Below are 13,693 nucleotides of genomic sequence, written 5' to 3' on the forward strand. Positions count from 1 at the left end.
CCAGGCCTAGCGGCCAAACCCCGGGATACCGAACAGACCTGGTCGCTGCTCCGGCGGCGGAGGCGGCGGCGGTGCCGGTTGCTGCTGCTGGATCGGCGGCAGAGGCTGCGGCGGACGCTGCTGCACCTGTTTCGGCGCGGCCTTCTTCTGCGCGGGCGGCGGCGGAGGTGCAGGCTTGGTCGCCGGATCCGGCGCTGCGGTCGCAATGGTCTGCTGCGGCTCTTTGCAGTCGGTGAGCCAGATGTCGTAGATCGGATGCTCGACGCCGTGCAGGCCCGGGCTTGCCGCGTACATCCAGCCCGAGAAGATCCGCTTCACCTCGCCCTGCAAGGTGATCTCGTCGACCTCGACGAAGGCGTCGGTGTTGGTGGCCTCGGTCGCCGGTCGCGTGTAGCAAGCGTCGGTCTTGACCCTGAGCGCGCCGAACTGGACGGTCTCGCCGATCTCCTCGTCGAAATTGATGATGCGCCCGGTGATCTTGTCGAGCCCCGAGAAGGTCGCCTTCTTGTTCACGATCTTCTGGGCCGGCGGCTCGGTGACGACCTCGTCGCCCGGCTGCAGGCTCGCCGGGGTCTGCGGCACGGCGCCACCCGGCCCGCCCTTCTGCTGCGGCTGGCGACCCGGCGCACCCGGCTGGCCGGCGCCCGGCGGCACGACCGCCACAGGCGGCGGCTGGTTTGGCGGGGCGACGGTGGAGCCCGGCGGCGGCGCCAGCGGCTGGGTCTCGACCGGCCCCGGCATCACATTGCCCTGCCGGCCCGGCGGCGGAGGCATCGGGCGCGACGGCAGCACGCGGCCCTGCGGCGGCAGCTCCGGTACCTCTTCGTCGTCATCGGGGATCTGCTGCGGCTGGGGCTGGCCACGCGGAATGTTGCCGGGCGGCCGCAGCGGCGGCGGATCGGAAAAAATCGTGCCGATCTGCGCCTGAGCCGGCGTCGCAACCGTCAGTGCGGTGGCGGCCAAAAGCGCCGCAAGACCTGTCAGGGTAATGGTTCGAAACATCTCGCGCGGCTTCAACAGCGAATCGGGCTTGTTGGACATTCTACAGGGGATACCGCCGCTCGCAGGCCCTCCGGTTAACACGGGGAATACGGCGGGGGAAGGGCGGCATCCCTGCCCTGCCCGCCGCCCGCTGGCCAGGGCGGCTGACGGGTGGGATAGTCGGAAAGCCCCTCCTTGGGGGCGCGCGGCGGGCATCGCCCCGAAAATCACATTCAACGATAACCGGAAACCCCGAGGTGCGCCGTTCCATGCCCGTTATGCTCGATCCCGATGCCGCCGCCGTCTATAGGGCTTTCCAGGAGGCCGGCCGCCCCGCCTACGAGACGCTGACGGCGGATGAAGCGCGCGCCTATTACGCTCAGGCCCGCTTTGCCACCAACCCCGAGCCGCCGGAGCTCGCGCGCGTCACGCCGCTATCGATCCCGGCGCCGCACGGGGTGATCCCCACCCGCCTCTACGTTCCCAAGGAGCCACGCCGGCACGACGGCCTGTCGCCGGCGCTGGTGTTCTTCCATGGCGGCGGCTGGGTGATCGGCGATCTCGACTCCCACGACGTCGTCTGCCGCCAGCTCGCGGTTGAGGGCGCGCTGATCGTGATCTCGGTCGACTACCGTCTCGCGCCCGAGCACAAGTTTCCCGCGGCGACTGAGGACGCCATCGCCGCGACCCAATGGATCGCCGCGAACGCGCGCGAGCTCGGCATCGATGCCTCGCGCCTGTCGATCGGCGGCGACAGCGCCGGCGGCAACCTCACCGCGGTCGTCGCGCTCGCCGCGCGCGAGGCTGGCGGTCCCGCACTCGCAGGCCAGGTGTTGATCTACCCGGCGACCGACTTCGCCATGACCCACGGCTCCCACAGCGAACCCGAGACCAGCGTGCTGCTGACGCATTCGGTGATCCGCTGGTTTCGCGACCACTACCTCAATGGCGCCGCCGACATCCATGACTGGCGCGCTTCGCCGGCACGTGCGCAAAACCTGGCCGGCCTGCCGCCCGCCTATGTGCTGACCGCCGGCGCCGATCCGCTGCGCGACGAAGGCGACGATTATGCCGAGCGCCTCAGACAGGCCGGCGTATCGGTCACGACCAAGCACTATCCCGGCCAATTCCATGGCTTCTTCACGATGGGCAAGTTGTTGCAGCAGGCCAACGTCGCCGTCGGCGAGATCGGCGCATGGTTGAAGGGATTGGGATGACAGTCCCGTAGGCCGACCACCAATGATACCGATGCCTGTCCTTCTCCAAACCATCATCACCTTCCCGCTGCGCGTCCTGACATGGCTCGGCAGCCAGGGCACACGCGGAGTCGCGGCTGTCGTGTTCATCGCGGCTGCGGTGCCACCGCTCGGCGCGCTGCTGCGTCCCTATCTCACCGAGGCAATCCTCTGCCTGCTCTGCATCTCCTTCATGCGGGTCGATCTGGCCGCCCTCTACGGCCATCTGCGCCGGCCGGCGCTGGTTGCAACCGCCACGGCCTGGACCACGATCGGCGTGCCGCTGATCGTCGGATTGATCGCCCACGCAACCGGACTTACGGCTCGCGCGCCCGGGCTTTCGCTCGCGCTGATGCTCCAGAGCATGGCCTCGCCGATGATGGCCTCTCCGGCACTGGCCGCACTGATGGGTCTCGATGCCACGCTCGTGCTGATCACGCTGGTGACTTCGACCGCGCTGGTGCCCTTCACGGCCTCGTTATTCGCCGGCCTCTTCCTCGGCGACATGCTCAGCGTCACGCCGCTGACGCTGGGCCTGAAACTGCTCGGCATCCTCGCAGCGTCGCTGCTGGCCGCCACAGCGATCCGATGGATCTTCGGCGCGGAGGCGATCCAGCGTCACAAGACGCCGATCGACGGCCTCAACATCATCATCCTCTTCATCTTCGCTGCTGCGATCATGGGCGATGTCGTCAGCGACCTTCTCGCACAGCCGCTGTTCACCCTCGGCCTCGCAGCTCTTTCATTCGCGATCTATTTCACCCTGCTCGCGATCACCACGCTGCTATTCCGCCGCATCGGCACCGAGCGCGCGCTCGCACTCGGGCTGATGGTGTCACAGCGCAATCTCGGCCTGATGCTGGCGGCCACGGCCGGCGCATTGCCGCCCACCACCTGGCTCTATTTCGCGATGACACAGTTTCCGATCCATCTCGCGCCCTACATGCTGATGCCGATCGCGCGGCGCCTGACGGTACGCGCGAACACCTCCAGCTCTGCTGCGACGAGCATCCCCTAACCTGCCCGCGCCGCGCGCCGCAGCGCCTGGGGCGGCTGGCCGAAGGCGCGGATGAAGGCGCGGCGCATGCGCTCGGGATCGCCGAAGCCGGTCGCCTCAGCGACGAGCTCGATCGCTTCGCGCGAGGACTGCACGCGCTCGCGCGCGACTTCGAGCCGCAGCCGCTCGATCGCCTTCGACGGCGTCGCGCCGGTCTCGGCGGCGAACGCGCGGGCGAAATGCCGTGCGCTCATGCCGGCGCGATCGGCGAGGTCCTCCACCGTCAGCGGCGCGTCGAGATTTTCGCGCGCCCAGGACAACAGCGCGCCGAAGCGGCCGTTCGGTGTCTTCAGCTCCAGCAGCGAGGAGAACTGCGACTGGCCGCCGCTGCGGCGATGGTAGAGCACGAGCTGCCGCGCGGCCTGCTGCGCGATCTCCTCGCCATGGTCCTCGGTGACCATCGCGAGCGCGAGGTCGATGCCCGCCGTAATTCCTGCCGACGTCCAGACATTGCCGTCGCGGGTGAAGATCTGGTCCGGCTCGAACTTCACCTTCGGATAGCGCGCGACGAAATCGCGCGTCCGCCCCCAATGCGTGGTGGCGCGGCGGCCGTCGAGCAGTCCCGCCTCGGCAAGCACATAGGCGCCTGAGCAGACGCTCGCCACGCGCACGCCGCGCCGCGCCAGCCGCTGCACGAAGGCGCGCATGACCTCGCAGCGCGCGGCATCCGCAACGCCCGCGCCGCCCGCGATCACCAGCGTCGTGATCGCATTCGCCGACTTGAAATCACGCGCCATCATCTCGACGCCCGACGAGCTGCGCACCAGTCCCGCGCTCGCGGCCAGCACGCGCAGCGCAAGCGTCTTGCCAGTGCAGCGCGCCGCGACCTCGAACACCGAGATCGGGCCGGCCGCATCGAGCAGCTGGAAGTCCGGGAAGATCAGGATGCCGATCATAGGGTATGTCCGAAATAGAGGGAATTACGCCATTTCAGACACAACCGCACCATGCCAATCTTCGCCCGTCAAGCTCATCTTTGGAGGACCTGCCGATGTCGTCACCGCTCCAGATCGGTCTTCTGGTATTTCCGCGCGTCACCCAGCTCGACTTCACCGGTCCCTTGCAGGTGTTCGCCATGGTGCCCGGCGCAAAGCTGCATTTGATCTGGAAGCGGATCGAGCCGGTGCCGAGCGATTCCGTGCTGACGCTGACGCCGACCACGACATTCGCCGACTGCCCGCAACTGGACGTGATCTGCGTACCTGGCGGCCGCGGTACTGACGACCTGCTCAATGACGAGGAGGTGCTCGACTTCCTGCGCCGGCAAGCCGAGGGCGCAAAATACGTCACCTCCGTCTGCACGGGGTCGCTGGCGCTCGGCGCTGCCGGTCTGCTCAAGGGCTACCGCGCCGCCACCCATTGGAGCGCGATGGAGATGCTGAGCCAACTTGGCGCCACGCCGACCAAGACGCGTGTCTGCATCGACCGCAACCGCATCACCGGCGGCGGCGTCACCGCGGGAATCGATTTCGCGCTGACGCTGGTGTCGATCCTCGTCAATCGTACCACCGCGGAAGCGATCCAGCTCCAGATGGAATATAACCCCGCCCCGCCGTTCAATTCGGGCTCGCCCGATACAGCGCCGGCCGAAGTAATGACCTTGCTCCGGGAGCGCGGCGCGCAAAACCATGCACGGCGGCTCGAGGCGGTGAAGCGCGCGGCGGAGCGGGTGGTGTAGACGTTCCACTTTCGGCGACGGAACCGAGGTTTCGGGGGACGAGTTGAATGCGCACGAAACTCACAGCATCCGGAGCGCAATCATGGAGCATCTCCACTACCCCAACGAAAGCACTGAGTATCGTGCCGCGCGAAATGCATTGCTGGATGAGGAGATTGCCCTCCGGGCTCAGATTGAGGTCGTTTCTGCCAGGCGTCGCGCGCTGCCGCTCGGTGGCGAGGTGCCCCAGGATTACGTCTTCGAACGCATCGGCAAAACGAACATGCCGGAACAGGTCAGGATGTCGGAGCTGTTCGGCCCGCATGACACGCTGATCCTGTACAGCTTCATGTATGGGCCGGAGCGCGAGCTGCCGTGCCCCGGCTGCACCCATTTGCTTGACGGGCTCGACGGCGCCGCAAGGCATGTCGGCGAGCGTGCCGCGCTTCACATCGTTGCAAAATCGCCGATCGCGCGTCTCGCCGCCTGGGCCCACGAACGCGGTTGGGAGCATCTGTCGCTGCTGTCCACAGCCGGCAACTCCTTTGACGCGGATTACTTCGGCGACACCTCGAAGTTCTCCAAGGGTATGCGCGCGCAGCACCACGTTCCCGACGGGCAGAATTGGGACGAGACGATCTTCAACGTCTTCAAGAGAGCGAACGGCAAGATCAGGCACTTCTGGGGTTCGGAGATGAGTTTCGCGCCGCCCGCGCCGAAGCAGCATCATCGCGCCGGTGATCTGGTCGATCCGCTCTGGGGCCTGCTCGACATGACACCTGAAGGCCGCGGCGACTTCTTCCCGAAGGTGCGCTACGACTGAGGCGCACAAACCGGCCGACGAAGCGCCTCAAAGAAAAAGGCCGCTCGGTTTCCCAAGCGGCCTTTCCTGTCTTACGGCGGCTGCACATTCACATCGGGCGATTTCGGACCTTCCAGACCGGGGGCCTATCTCCCGATCGAGTCCTTGTCGGCGGCCGCTGCATTTCGGGACAGTCGCGAGCTGTTGCCCGAACCGAACGCGATGGTTTCCCATCTCCGTAAGATGGGATCATTGAGCCACATGGCTTGCGCGGCTGCAACGCCCACGCAGAAGGCATCCCCGCTGTTCCCGTTGTCCACAGCAGGGTGAGGCGGATGCGCGTGCATCCAACCGAACGATCGAGATTCGAGGAAGGACCGAAAGCCTAGCCAGGCGTCCAGGGCTGATAATCGCCGGTCGCCTTCGGACGCCTGCCGCTGGCAAGGGTCGAGCCCGAGGGCCGATAGGCCTTTGCCGTGCCGGTAAGATTCGGCTGGTGCGGCTTTTCCCATTCGCGCGGCTGATAGTTGGCCTCGGTCGGCGGCACATCGACAACGTGATGAATCCAGCCGTGCCAGGACGGCGGGATCCGGCTGGCTTCCGCATAGCCGTTATAGACCACCCAGCGTCGCTCGAAGCCGAGCGTGGGATCGACAGCGCCGCCGCGGGTGCGATAGTAGAGATTGCCCTGCTCGTCCTGGCCGACCAGCTCTCCGTACCGCTTGGTCCAGAGTTGGGTGCCAAAAGTCTGGCCGTTCCACCAGGTGAAGAACTTGAGGAAGAATTGTTTCATGCGGCAAGGGCCCTGCTTTCGTCGGGTCCTGATGCCATCCGGGCGGCGAAATGTCCAGTTCGGCGGGGCGGCGGTGCCCTCGGCAAATGCGCCGGCCTCGCCATGAACGCTGCCGCAAATCGGACGCGATCCGTTCATGCGGGGTACAGCCATTGAGAGCGAGGCTCCGTTCACGCGCAAACCGGCGTGATCCCAGGAACTCCAGCCCTTTCATAGGGTTTGCTTCCGGGAAAGGAGTTTTATCATGAAAAGTCTGAAAGTTTTGAGTGCCGCCGCAGCGCTGGCGCTCGTTCTACCCATGACTTCACCGAGCTTTGCACAGGGGCCCGGCGGCGGTGGCCGTGGCGGCGGTGGTGGCGGCCACGTCGGCGGTGGCGGTGGTGGTGCTCACATCGGCGGTGGCGGTGGCGGCGGCGCTCACTTCGGTGGTGGCGGCGGCGCGCGCATGGGTGGCGGCGGTTTCGGTGGCGGAGCACGGGTTGGCGGCGGCCCTGCGTTGCAGGGAGGTGGCGGCAGCTTCGCGGCCGGCCCAGCGGTCCGTCCGGGCGGCGGCACGTCCTTTACCGGCGGCGTCAGCCGTAACTTTGCAGCCGCCAACAGCGGCACCTGGCAAGGCCGCGGCGGCAACTGGAGCGGCGGAGGCTGGCATCATCATCATCGTCGCGGCGGCTTCTGGCCGGGCTTCGCGGCCGGTGCGGCGATCGGCGGGCTCGGCTCGTATGCCTATTACGGCGGCGGCTATTACGATGACCCCTACTACTATGGCGACAGCTACTATGATGAGCCGACCGTGGCGGTGGTGCCGGATAGCGGCGGCGACTCTGCCTATTGCGCGCGGCGCTACAAGTCATACGACCCGGCTTCGGGCACCTATCTCGGTTATGACGGCCAGCGGCATCCCTGCCCGTAAGACGGTCTGAACAATCGACGATGCAACAAACCTCATGGGCGGCGCCGGTGATGGCCGGGCGCCGCCCATGTCTGTTCTGCGAGCCGCTGCAGTTTCGCCAGTCGTCTTGCCGATCGCGTTCGGCCTCGCGATCCCCTCGACTTTGCTTCAACCTTTCATCGAAGCTGCTCCCACTTCGCGTGCCGCGTGCGCTCCCGCGCGAACCATGACGCATAGATGACGCGTGGCCCAAGATAAGGCACGGAACACGCGCCGCAGCCTATGCACCGCACCGTGCATATCTACCCCGATCCAATCCAAAATTGACCCGAGGCACGATTCGCGGATATCACCAATCACAGTGGGGACTTCGATTACTGGGAAGTGTCATGCCGCGTATTCTCGTGGTTGATGACGATCCGATGGTCGGCGCGACCATCGAGGTCCTCCTCCAACGTCAGGGCTTCGACGTCACGCTGGCCGACGGCGGCGAAACAGGACTGGCTGCGCTGGAAGCGCAGGCCTTTGAGGTGATGCTCGTTGATATCTTCATGCCGCATATGCGCGGCTTCGAATCCATCCGCATCTTTCACGAGCGCGCGCCGGCTACTCCGCTGATCGCGATGTCCGGCTATGCCTTCGCCTCATCCGCCTCGCCCTCTCCCGATTTCCTCCGCATGGCGCTGGAGCTCGGGGCAACGCGCTGCCTGCGCAAGCCGTTCACGCCGGAAGCGCTGCTGACCACGATCCGGGAATGCCTCGCCGGTCCGGGCGAGAGCGCACAGCCGAAGGACAAGAAAGAAGCCCCTTGATCCCAACGCAGCGCGTCATTCTCGGTGCTGGACTTGCCATCCTCCTGATCATCACCGCGGCCTCGATCGCCCTCGACGTCAAGTCGCGGTCCGACGCGGCGTGGGTCAACCACACCGTCCAGGTGCAGAAGAAGATCTCCGATCTGCGCGTGCTGCTGCGCCGCGCCGAGAGCGCCGCCCGCGGCTATGAACTCTATCGCAGCCAAACGCTCGCCGACGAGTTTCAGGGCGTGCGGGTCCAGATCGCACCGGCGCTGGCCGAGCTGAAGCGCGGCGTGCGCGACAATCCCGATCAGGTCACGCTGCTGGAGGGCACCGAACCGCTGGCGCTGCGCCGGGTCGAGATCGCCGCCGAAGCGATGCGCCTGCGCGCGGCGAATGACCAGGCCGGCATTGCCGCGCTCAACAGCAAGGCCGAGGGCCGCGGCCTGATGGACACGGTGATGGGCAATCTCGACCATCTGAGCGCGGATGAAGAACGCCTGCTCACCGCGCGCTCCCAGGACTCACGTCGCACCGGCATCGTGCTGCTCGGCATCGACGTCGCCGGCGCCGTGCTGATCCTGCTGCTGGTGGCGCTGGTGATGCGCGAGAGCCAGCGCGCCACGGTGCAGCTGCAGACCACGCTCGAGCAAACACAAGCCGCCAAGCACGCCCTCGAAGCGGCGGTGGCCGAGCGGACCGAGCATCTGGTGACCGCGCATGACGAGCTGCGCCTGTCGGTCAACGTGCTGCAAAGCACGTTTCACAGCATGGCGGAGGCGGTGCTGGTCATCGACGCCGAGGGCAACGTCCTGCTGTCCAATCCGGCCGCGGAGCGCATGCTGCTGCATCGCGCCGGCATGAACCTGCGCAATCTGCGCGCGCTGTCAGATGTGTTTCACGGCGACGGGGTCACGCCGATGAAGGCCGACGAGCTGCCCTCGGTGCGCGTGCTGCGCGGCGAGAAGTTCGAGGATCTGGAGATGATCGTCCGCCCGCACAGCGGCAATGCTCCCCGCCATCTCATGATCAGCGGCCGGCCGATGCTGGACGGGCAAGGCGACATCACGGGCGCGGTGCTGGTCTATCACGACGCCACCATGTCGCGCGAGACCGAGCGGCAGCTGTACCAGTCGCAGAAGCTGGACGCGATCGGCAAGCTGACCGGCGGCGTCGCGCACGACTTCAACAACATGCTGACCGTGATCTCCGGCAACACCGAGACGCTGGTGGCGAGCCTGAAGCAGCAGCCCGAGCTCCAGCGCGCGGCGCGGCTGATCGACGATGCTGCCGAGCGCTGCGCCGAGCTGATCCAGCATCTGCTCGCGTTTGCGCGCAGGCAGCCGCTGCAGCCGCGCAACGTCGAGATCAACGCCGCGATCGCGGACATCGCGAAACTTCTGCGTCCCACCCTCGGCGAGCAGATCCAGATCGAGACCGTGCTTGAACAGGGGCCGATGACCGCGCATATCGATCCGTCCCGGCTCACCAATGCCGTGCTCAACATGGCGATCAACGCGCGCGACGCCATGCCGAACGGTGGCAAGCTGCTGCTGGAGACCCACCGCGTCGTGCTGGATGAGGCCTATGCGCAGGCCCATGCGGACGTGGTGGCCGGCCCCTACGTCATGCTCGCGGTGAGCGACACCGGCACCGGCATGTCGCCCGACATCCAGCAGAAGGCGTTCGAGCCCTTCTTCACCACCAAGGAGGTCGGCAAGGGATCAGGCCTCGGCCTTTCCATGGTCTACGGCTTCGTCAAGCAGTCCGGCGGCCACATCAAGATCTACAGCGAAGAAAACCACGGCACCACGATCAAGCTCTATCTGCCGCCGGGCGAAGGCACGGCGGACGTCGTCGCAGCCCACGCCCCGCAGGCCGAAGGCGGCGCCGAGACCATCTTCGTCGTCGAGGACGACAACCTCGTGCGCAACTTCGTCACTGCGCAGCTCGAGAGCCTCGGCTACAAGACGGTTGCCGCGCCCGACGGCAAATCCGCGCTGGAATTGATCGCGGCCGGCCAGCCGTTCGATCTCCTCTTCACCGACGTCGTCATCCCCGGCGGCATGAGCGGACGCGACCTTGCCGACGAGGTGGCCAAACTGCGGCCGGGTGTGAAGGTGCTCTACACCTCCGGTTACACCGACAACGCCATCGTCCATCACGGCAAGTTAGATGACGGCGTGATGCTGCTGACCAAGCCCTATCGGAGAAACCAACTCGCCGAGATGATCAGGAAGGCGCTGGGCGGCGGGACGATGACGGCGAGCTAGCGCGTGCACTCATAAATCCGCGATGTCCGCCTATCCCCCAAACAACGGCGCAGTAGCGGACATAACAGGAGGTCCGAGAAGGGCCATAAGCAATCATTCCGGCCGCGGGCCGGATGCGGTGCCGTTGCCGCGCGGCAGGGTAATGATAAACTCAGTAAAAGCGCCAGGCTCGGTCTCGACGTCGATCCTGCCGCCGTGTTGTTTGACAATGATGTCATGGGTCATTGAGAGGCCGAGCCCCGTTCCTTCTCCGGCCGGTTTAGTGGTGAAGAAGGGATCGAAGATCTTTTCTCTGACTTCGGGTGAAATGCCGACACCATTGTCGCGAATCCGAATTTCGACTGTCTTGCCAAGGTTCTTGGTGGCAGCGCTAAGGACAGGCTCAAAGGTATCGTCGGCTGCTTCGGCCTTTCGCCTAGTCGCGGCATAGAAACCGTTCGAGATCAGATTAAGCAACGCGCGCGTGATCTCCTGCGGAAACAGCTCGGCCGCACCCGCATTCGCATCGAAGTCGCGCTGCAGCGTGATGCTGAAGCCGGGCTTTTCGGCGCGTGCGCCGTGGTAGGCAAGATTGAGGCTTTCATCCACCAGCGAATTGATGTCGGCGGGCCGCTGCTCACCCGGCCCCTCGCGGGAATGCAGCAGCATGTTCTTGACGATGGAGTCGGCGCGCTTGCCGTGCTGCCCGACCTTTTCCAGATTCTCCTTGAGCAACTTCGTCAGTTCGTTGACTTCCTCGCGGAGCTTGTCGTTCAGAGCAGCGGCTTTCAGCGTATCGTTCAGCTCGTCGATGAGCTCTGCAGAGAGCGCGGAGAAATTGTTGACGAAGTTGAGCGGATTCTTGATCTCGTGGGCGATGCCGGCGGTGAGTTGACCGAGCGACGCCAGCTTCTCGGTCTGCACCAGGCGGTCCTGCGCGGCGCGCAGGTCGTCGAGGGAACGAGTCAAATCGTCAGTGCGCTCGCGCAGCTCGCGGAGCAGCCGCGTGTTCTCGATGGCGATCACCGCTTGTGCCGCAAAATGTTCTAGCAACTCGACCTGCTTGTCGCTGAACTCTTGCACCTCCTTGCGGTAGACGGCAAAGGCGCCGATAAGCTCGCTCTCCTTGAGCATCGGCACAATCAGAACGGTGCGGGCTGCGGCGACCTTGTAGATCAGATCGTCGGGATACTCGATGGCAATATCGGCAATGTGAACCAGCGCCTTGGTCTCGACGAGGCGCCCCAGCGAAGGCGTCCCATCAAACGGCGCGATGAAGTGTGGCGGCGTTTCCTGGTCGGGCGCATACAATTGCGGCACGTTTTGCGCGGCCATTCGCGCCACCCGCCGGAACCTGTCGCCTTCGTATAGGAGCAGCGTCCCAAAACTGGCGCTGCAGATGCGCACGGCATTTTCCAGCATGGCCTCGAACACGGGCCCAAGCTCACCAGGCGAACTGGATATGACTTGCAGCACTTCCGAAGTCGCGGTCTGCTGCTCTAGCGCTTGATCCAGCTCCACAGTCCGACGTTCAAGCTGCGCCTGTAGATCGGCAACCGAAGCTGCCTCGCGACGAGTGACAGATGGGGCTATCCCGCGCTTGGTCTTGGCCGATTTGCGATCTTTTGGCGAACTTCTCCTGCGGGCTCTCGCCTTGGCTGCCTTGTTGCCCGTCTTTACCACGCGCGTCATTTCCGGCCCCTGGGTCGAGCGCGGGCATCTTATCTGTCTTGGCCATCGGAACGGAAGGGCGGTTCGCCCAGTCAGCCGCAGACTAGCCGCTTAACGTCCGGCTTGGGTCACAAGCCGTAGTACTCCGGCCGATCGGAAGATCTCCGCTCGTCCCTCTGGAGCGGACATTGCCTTGATGAGTACTCTAGGGCGTGAACTGCCGAAGGCGCGCTGCAATCACACCATATAAGAGGTCGAGGGCACTGGCTCCTGATGTGAGTTCCGGTTGTCCTCTTGAGACGCCGTAGCTCGCCTGGATCCGCGTCCGAGGTGTTTAGACACCGTGCTATGCACCAAGTAAGGCCGTTTTGATCTCGATCGGGCCGGTCTCAAGCAAAACTCAAGCGCACCTCAAGGACAAATCGTCTCACCAACCCAATCTCTGAGCATGCTCTCAGCGACAAATGTTGGAGCCGGTGTCGCGACAGTCCGCTTGCGGAGCGCGATACCGAGCGCAGTCATCAGATGCACAGCTAGGATCTTGGTCTGCGGCCGGAATTGACGGCGCAGCTTCGACAGGTGCTCGCATGAGAAGACGAGAGTTCATCTTGTTGATTGGTGGCGGACTGGCCTGGCCTGCGATCGCACGGGCGCAGGGCGGAGCCAAGCTGCATCGGATCTTCTGGGTCTCCACCGAGTCCCAACCAGATCCCTTCCTGGACGGCTTTCGCGAGGGAATGCGCGCGCTGGGATACGTCGAGGGCAAGACCGTAACCTTCGAGACGCATTATGCCCCTGGAAATCCGCAGGCACTGCGCAAGATCGTCTCCGAGTTGCAGCGAGGGGATATCGACCTTGTGGTCTCGAGCGGTCCGGCGACACGCGTCATGACTGCGGTCACCGACATCCCCGTGCTGTTTGCATTGAGCGGTGACCCCGTCGCCTTGGGTGTGGTGAAGAGCCTTGCTCACCCCGGCACCAATTTCACCGGCAGCACATTCCTGTCGCTCGAGCTGGCAGGAAAGCGCGTTGAGCTGCTCAAGGACATTTATCCAAAGCTGCGAAAACTGGCGGTCTTCTCGAACACGGATCATCCGGGAGAGCCATTGGAATGGCGTGCGACTTTGGAGTCGTGCCGGAAGCTCGGCATTGAGGCAGCCTACGTTCCGTTCTGTGGCGCTCGCGAAATCGAGAATGGGTTGATGGCTGCCGGCAAGGTGGACGCGGACGCTCTCCTCGTGTTTCCCGATGTCGTGACGCTGGTGCATCGTGCGAAGATTGCGGAGTTTGCAATCGCGCACCGGCTGCCTTCGATGTTTGGCTGGTCTGAATATTGTGACGCTGGAGGTCTCTTGAGTTACGGCGCAAACCAGCGCACGACCTATTTTCGGCTTGCCACTTATGCCGATCGCATCCTGCGCGGTGAAAATCCGTCAGATCTTCCGGTGATGCGCCCCGAGAAGTTTGAACTGGCAGTCAATCTGAAGACAGCCAGGCTTCTGGGTATCGACCTGGATGTGTCGTCGATCCTGTTTCGCGCCAGCAAGGTGATCTCCTGAGAG

12 protein-coding genes are annotated in these 13,693 nt (G+C 64.8%); 8 read left to right on the forward strand and 4 right to left on the reverse strand.

All coding sequences use genetic code 11. From position 1 onward, the window contains the following. Positions 1-6: 6 nt before the first annotated feature. The gene (locus tag GGD67_RS01345; RefSeq protein ID WP_179730599.1) at positions 7-1,041 is read right to left on the reverse strand and encodes a DUF2155 domain-containing protein; all 1,035 of its coding nucleotides are present in this window, start codon (positions 1,039-1,041) and stop codon (positions 7-9) included. 209 nt (positions 1,042-1,250) lie between these two features. Here GGD67_RS01345 and GGD67_RS01350 point away from each other — a divergent pair, with 209 nt between their 5' ends. Beyond that, positions 1,251-2,198 carry an alpha/beta hydrolase gene (locus tag GGD67_RS01350; protein ID WP_179730600.1) on the forward strand — a complete coding sequence of 316 codons (948 nt, stop codon included), beginning with the start codon at positions 1,251-1,253 and terminating at the stop codon, positions 2,196-2,198. A 31-nt stretch (positions 2,199-2,229) separates the two neighbouring features. Then, positions 2,230-3,234 carry a hypothetical protein gene (locus GGD67_RS01355; RefSeq protein WP_018322996.1) on the forward strand — a complete coding sequence of 335 codons (1,005 nt, stop codon included), beginning with the start codon at positions 2,230-2,232 and terminating at the stop codon, positions 3,232-3,234. Here GGD67_RS01355 and GGD67_RS01360 read toward each other — a convergent pair. Continuing rightward, positions 3,231-4,169: a GlxA family transcriptional regulator gene (locus GGD67_RS01360; protein ID WP_179730601.1), complete on the reverse strand. Its 939-nt coding sequence runs from the start codon at positions 4,167-4,169 to the stop codon at positions 3,231-3,233. The two genes, GGD67_RS01355 and GGD67_RS01360, sit on opposite strands and share 4 nt — an antisense overlap. 95 nt (positions 4,170-4,264) lie before the next feature. Between GGD67_RS01360 and GGD67_RS01365 the strand changes: the two genes are divergently transcribed. Both GGD67_RS01365 and GGD67_RS01370 read left to right on the forward strand, forming a co-directional pair. Further along, entirely contained in the window at positions 4,265-4,951 is a 687-nt protein-coding gene (locus GGD67_RS01365) for a DJ-1/PfpI family protein (protein ID WP_026202858.1), read from the forward strand. 82 nt (positions 4,952-5,033) lie between these two features. Continuing rightward, positions 5,034-5,753: a DUF899 family protein gene (locus tag GGD67_RS01370; RefSeq protein WP_018322993.1), complete on the forward strand. Its 720-nt coding sequence runs from the start codon at positions 5,034-5,036 to the stop codon at positions 5,751-5,753. A 364-nt stretch (positions 5,754-6,117) separates the two neighbouring features. On the opposite strand, the gene GGD67_RS01375 is transcribed toward GGD67_RS01370, so the two are convergent. Beyond that, positions 6,118-6,525, reverse strand: coding sequence for an NADH:ubiquinone oxidoreductase subunit NDUFA12 (locus tag GGD67_RS01375; RefSeq protein ID WP_018322992.1), 408 nt, complete (start codon positions 6,523-6,525; stop codon positions 6,118-6,120). A 244-nt stretch (positions 6,526-6,769) separates the two neighbouring features. Here GGD67_RS01375 and GGD67_RS01380 point away from each other — a divergent pair, with 244 nt between their 5' ends. The 3 genes from GGD67_RS01380 (at position 6,770) to GGD67_RS01390 (ending at position 10,481) form a co-directional block, all read left to right on the forward strand. After that, positions 6,770-7,435, forward strand: a complete 666-nt coding sequence (locus GGD67_RS01380) for a BA14K family protein (RefSeq protein ID WP_092262035.1) — start codon at positions 6,770-6,772, stop codon at positions 7,433-7,435. Between the two features lie 368 nt (positions 7,436-7,803). Further along, positions 7,804-8,226, forward strand: a complete 423-nt coding sequence (locus GGD67_RS01385; RefSeq protein WP_018322990.1) for a response regulator — start codon at positions 7,804-7,806, stop codon at positions 8,224-8,226. Further along, complete coding sequence (locus GGD67_RS01390) at positions 8,223-10,481, forward strand: CHASE3 domain-containing protein (RefSeq protein ID WP_179730602.1); 2,259 nt, start codon at positions 8,223-8,225, stop codon at positions 10,479-10,481. Before GGD67_RS01385 ends, GGD67_RS01390 begins: the two co-directional genes overlap by 4 nt. A 93-nt stretch (positions 10,482-10,574) precedes the next feature. Here the strand turns inward: GGD67_RS01390 and GGD67_RS01395 are convergent, their stop codons facing one another. Then, the gene (locus tag GGD67_RS01395) at positions 10,575-12,152 is read right to left on the reverse strand and encodes a sensor histidine kinase (RefSeq protein WP_179730603.1); all 1,578 of its coding nucleotides are present in this window, start codon (positions 12,150-12,152) and stop codon (positions 10,575-10,577) included. Positions 12,153-12,739: 587 nt separating this feature from the next. Here GGD67_RS01395 and GGD67_RS01400 point away from each other — a divergent pair. Continuing rightward, positions 12,740-13,690, forward strand: a complete 951-nt coding sequence (locus tag GGD67_RS01400; protein ID WP_246784236.1) for an ABC transporter substrate-binding protein — start codon at positions 12,740-12,742, stop codon at positions 13,688-13,690. Positions 13,691-13,693 lie beyond the last annotated feature (3 nt).

The sequence above is a fragment of the Bradyrhizobium sp. IAR9 genome (assembly GCF_013408065.1).
Lineage (GTDB): Bacteria > Pseudomonadota > Alphaproteobacteria > Rhizobiales > Xanthobacteraceae > Bradyrhizobium.

Excerpts from the sequence above, each read along its gene's own strand:
- GGD67_RS01345 (WP_179730599.1), bottom strand. The coding sequence starts at position 1,041 with ATGTCCAACAAGCCCGATTCGCTGTTGAAGCCGCGCGAGATGTTTCGA.
- GGD67_RS01350 (WP_179730600.1), top strand. The coding sequence starts at position 1,251 with ATGCCCGTTATGCTCGATCCCGATGCCGCCGCCGTCTATAGGGCTTTC.
- GGD67_RS01355 (WP_018322996.1), top strand. The coding sequence starts at position 2,230 with ATGCCTGTCCTTCTCCAAACCATCATCACCTTCCCGCTGCGCGTCCTG.
- GGD67_RS01360 (WP_179730601.1), bottom strand. The coding sequence starts at position 4,169 with ATGATCGGCATCCTGATCTTCCCGGACTTCCAGCTGCTCGATGCGGCC.
- GGD67_RS01365 (WP_026202858.1), top strand. The coding sequence starts at position 4,265 with ATGTCGTCACCGCTCCAGATCGGTCTTCTGGTATTTCCGCGCGTCACC.
- GGD67_RS01370 (WP_018322993.1), top strand. The coding sequence starts at position 5,034 with ATGGAGCATCTCCACTACCCCAACGAAAGCACTGAGTATCGTGCCGCG.
- GGD67_RS01375 (WP_018322992.1), bottom strand. The coding sequence starts at position 6,525 with ATGAAACAATTCTTCCTCAAGTTCTTCACCTGGTGGAACGGCCAGACT.
- GGD67_RS01380 (WP_092262035.1), top strand. The coding sequence starts at position 6,770 with ATGAAAAGTCTGAAAGTTTTGAGTGCCGCCGCAGCGCTGGCGCTCGTT.
- GGD67_RS01385 (WP_018322990.1), top strand. The coding sequence starts at position 7,804 with ATGCCGCGTATTCTCGTGGTTGATGACGATCCGATGGTCGGCGCGACC.
- GGD67_RS01395 (WP_179730603.1), bottom strand. The coding sequence starts at position 12,152 with ATGACGCGCGTGGTAAAGACGGGCAACAAGGCAGCCAAGGCGAGAGCC.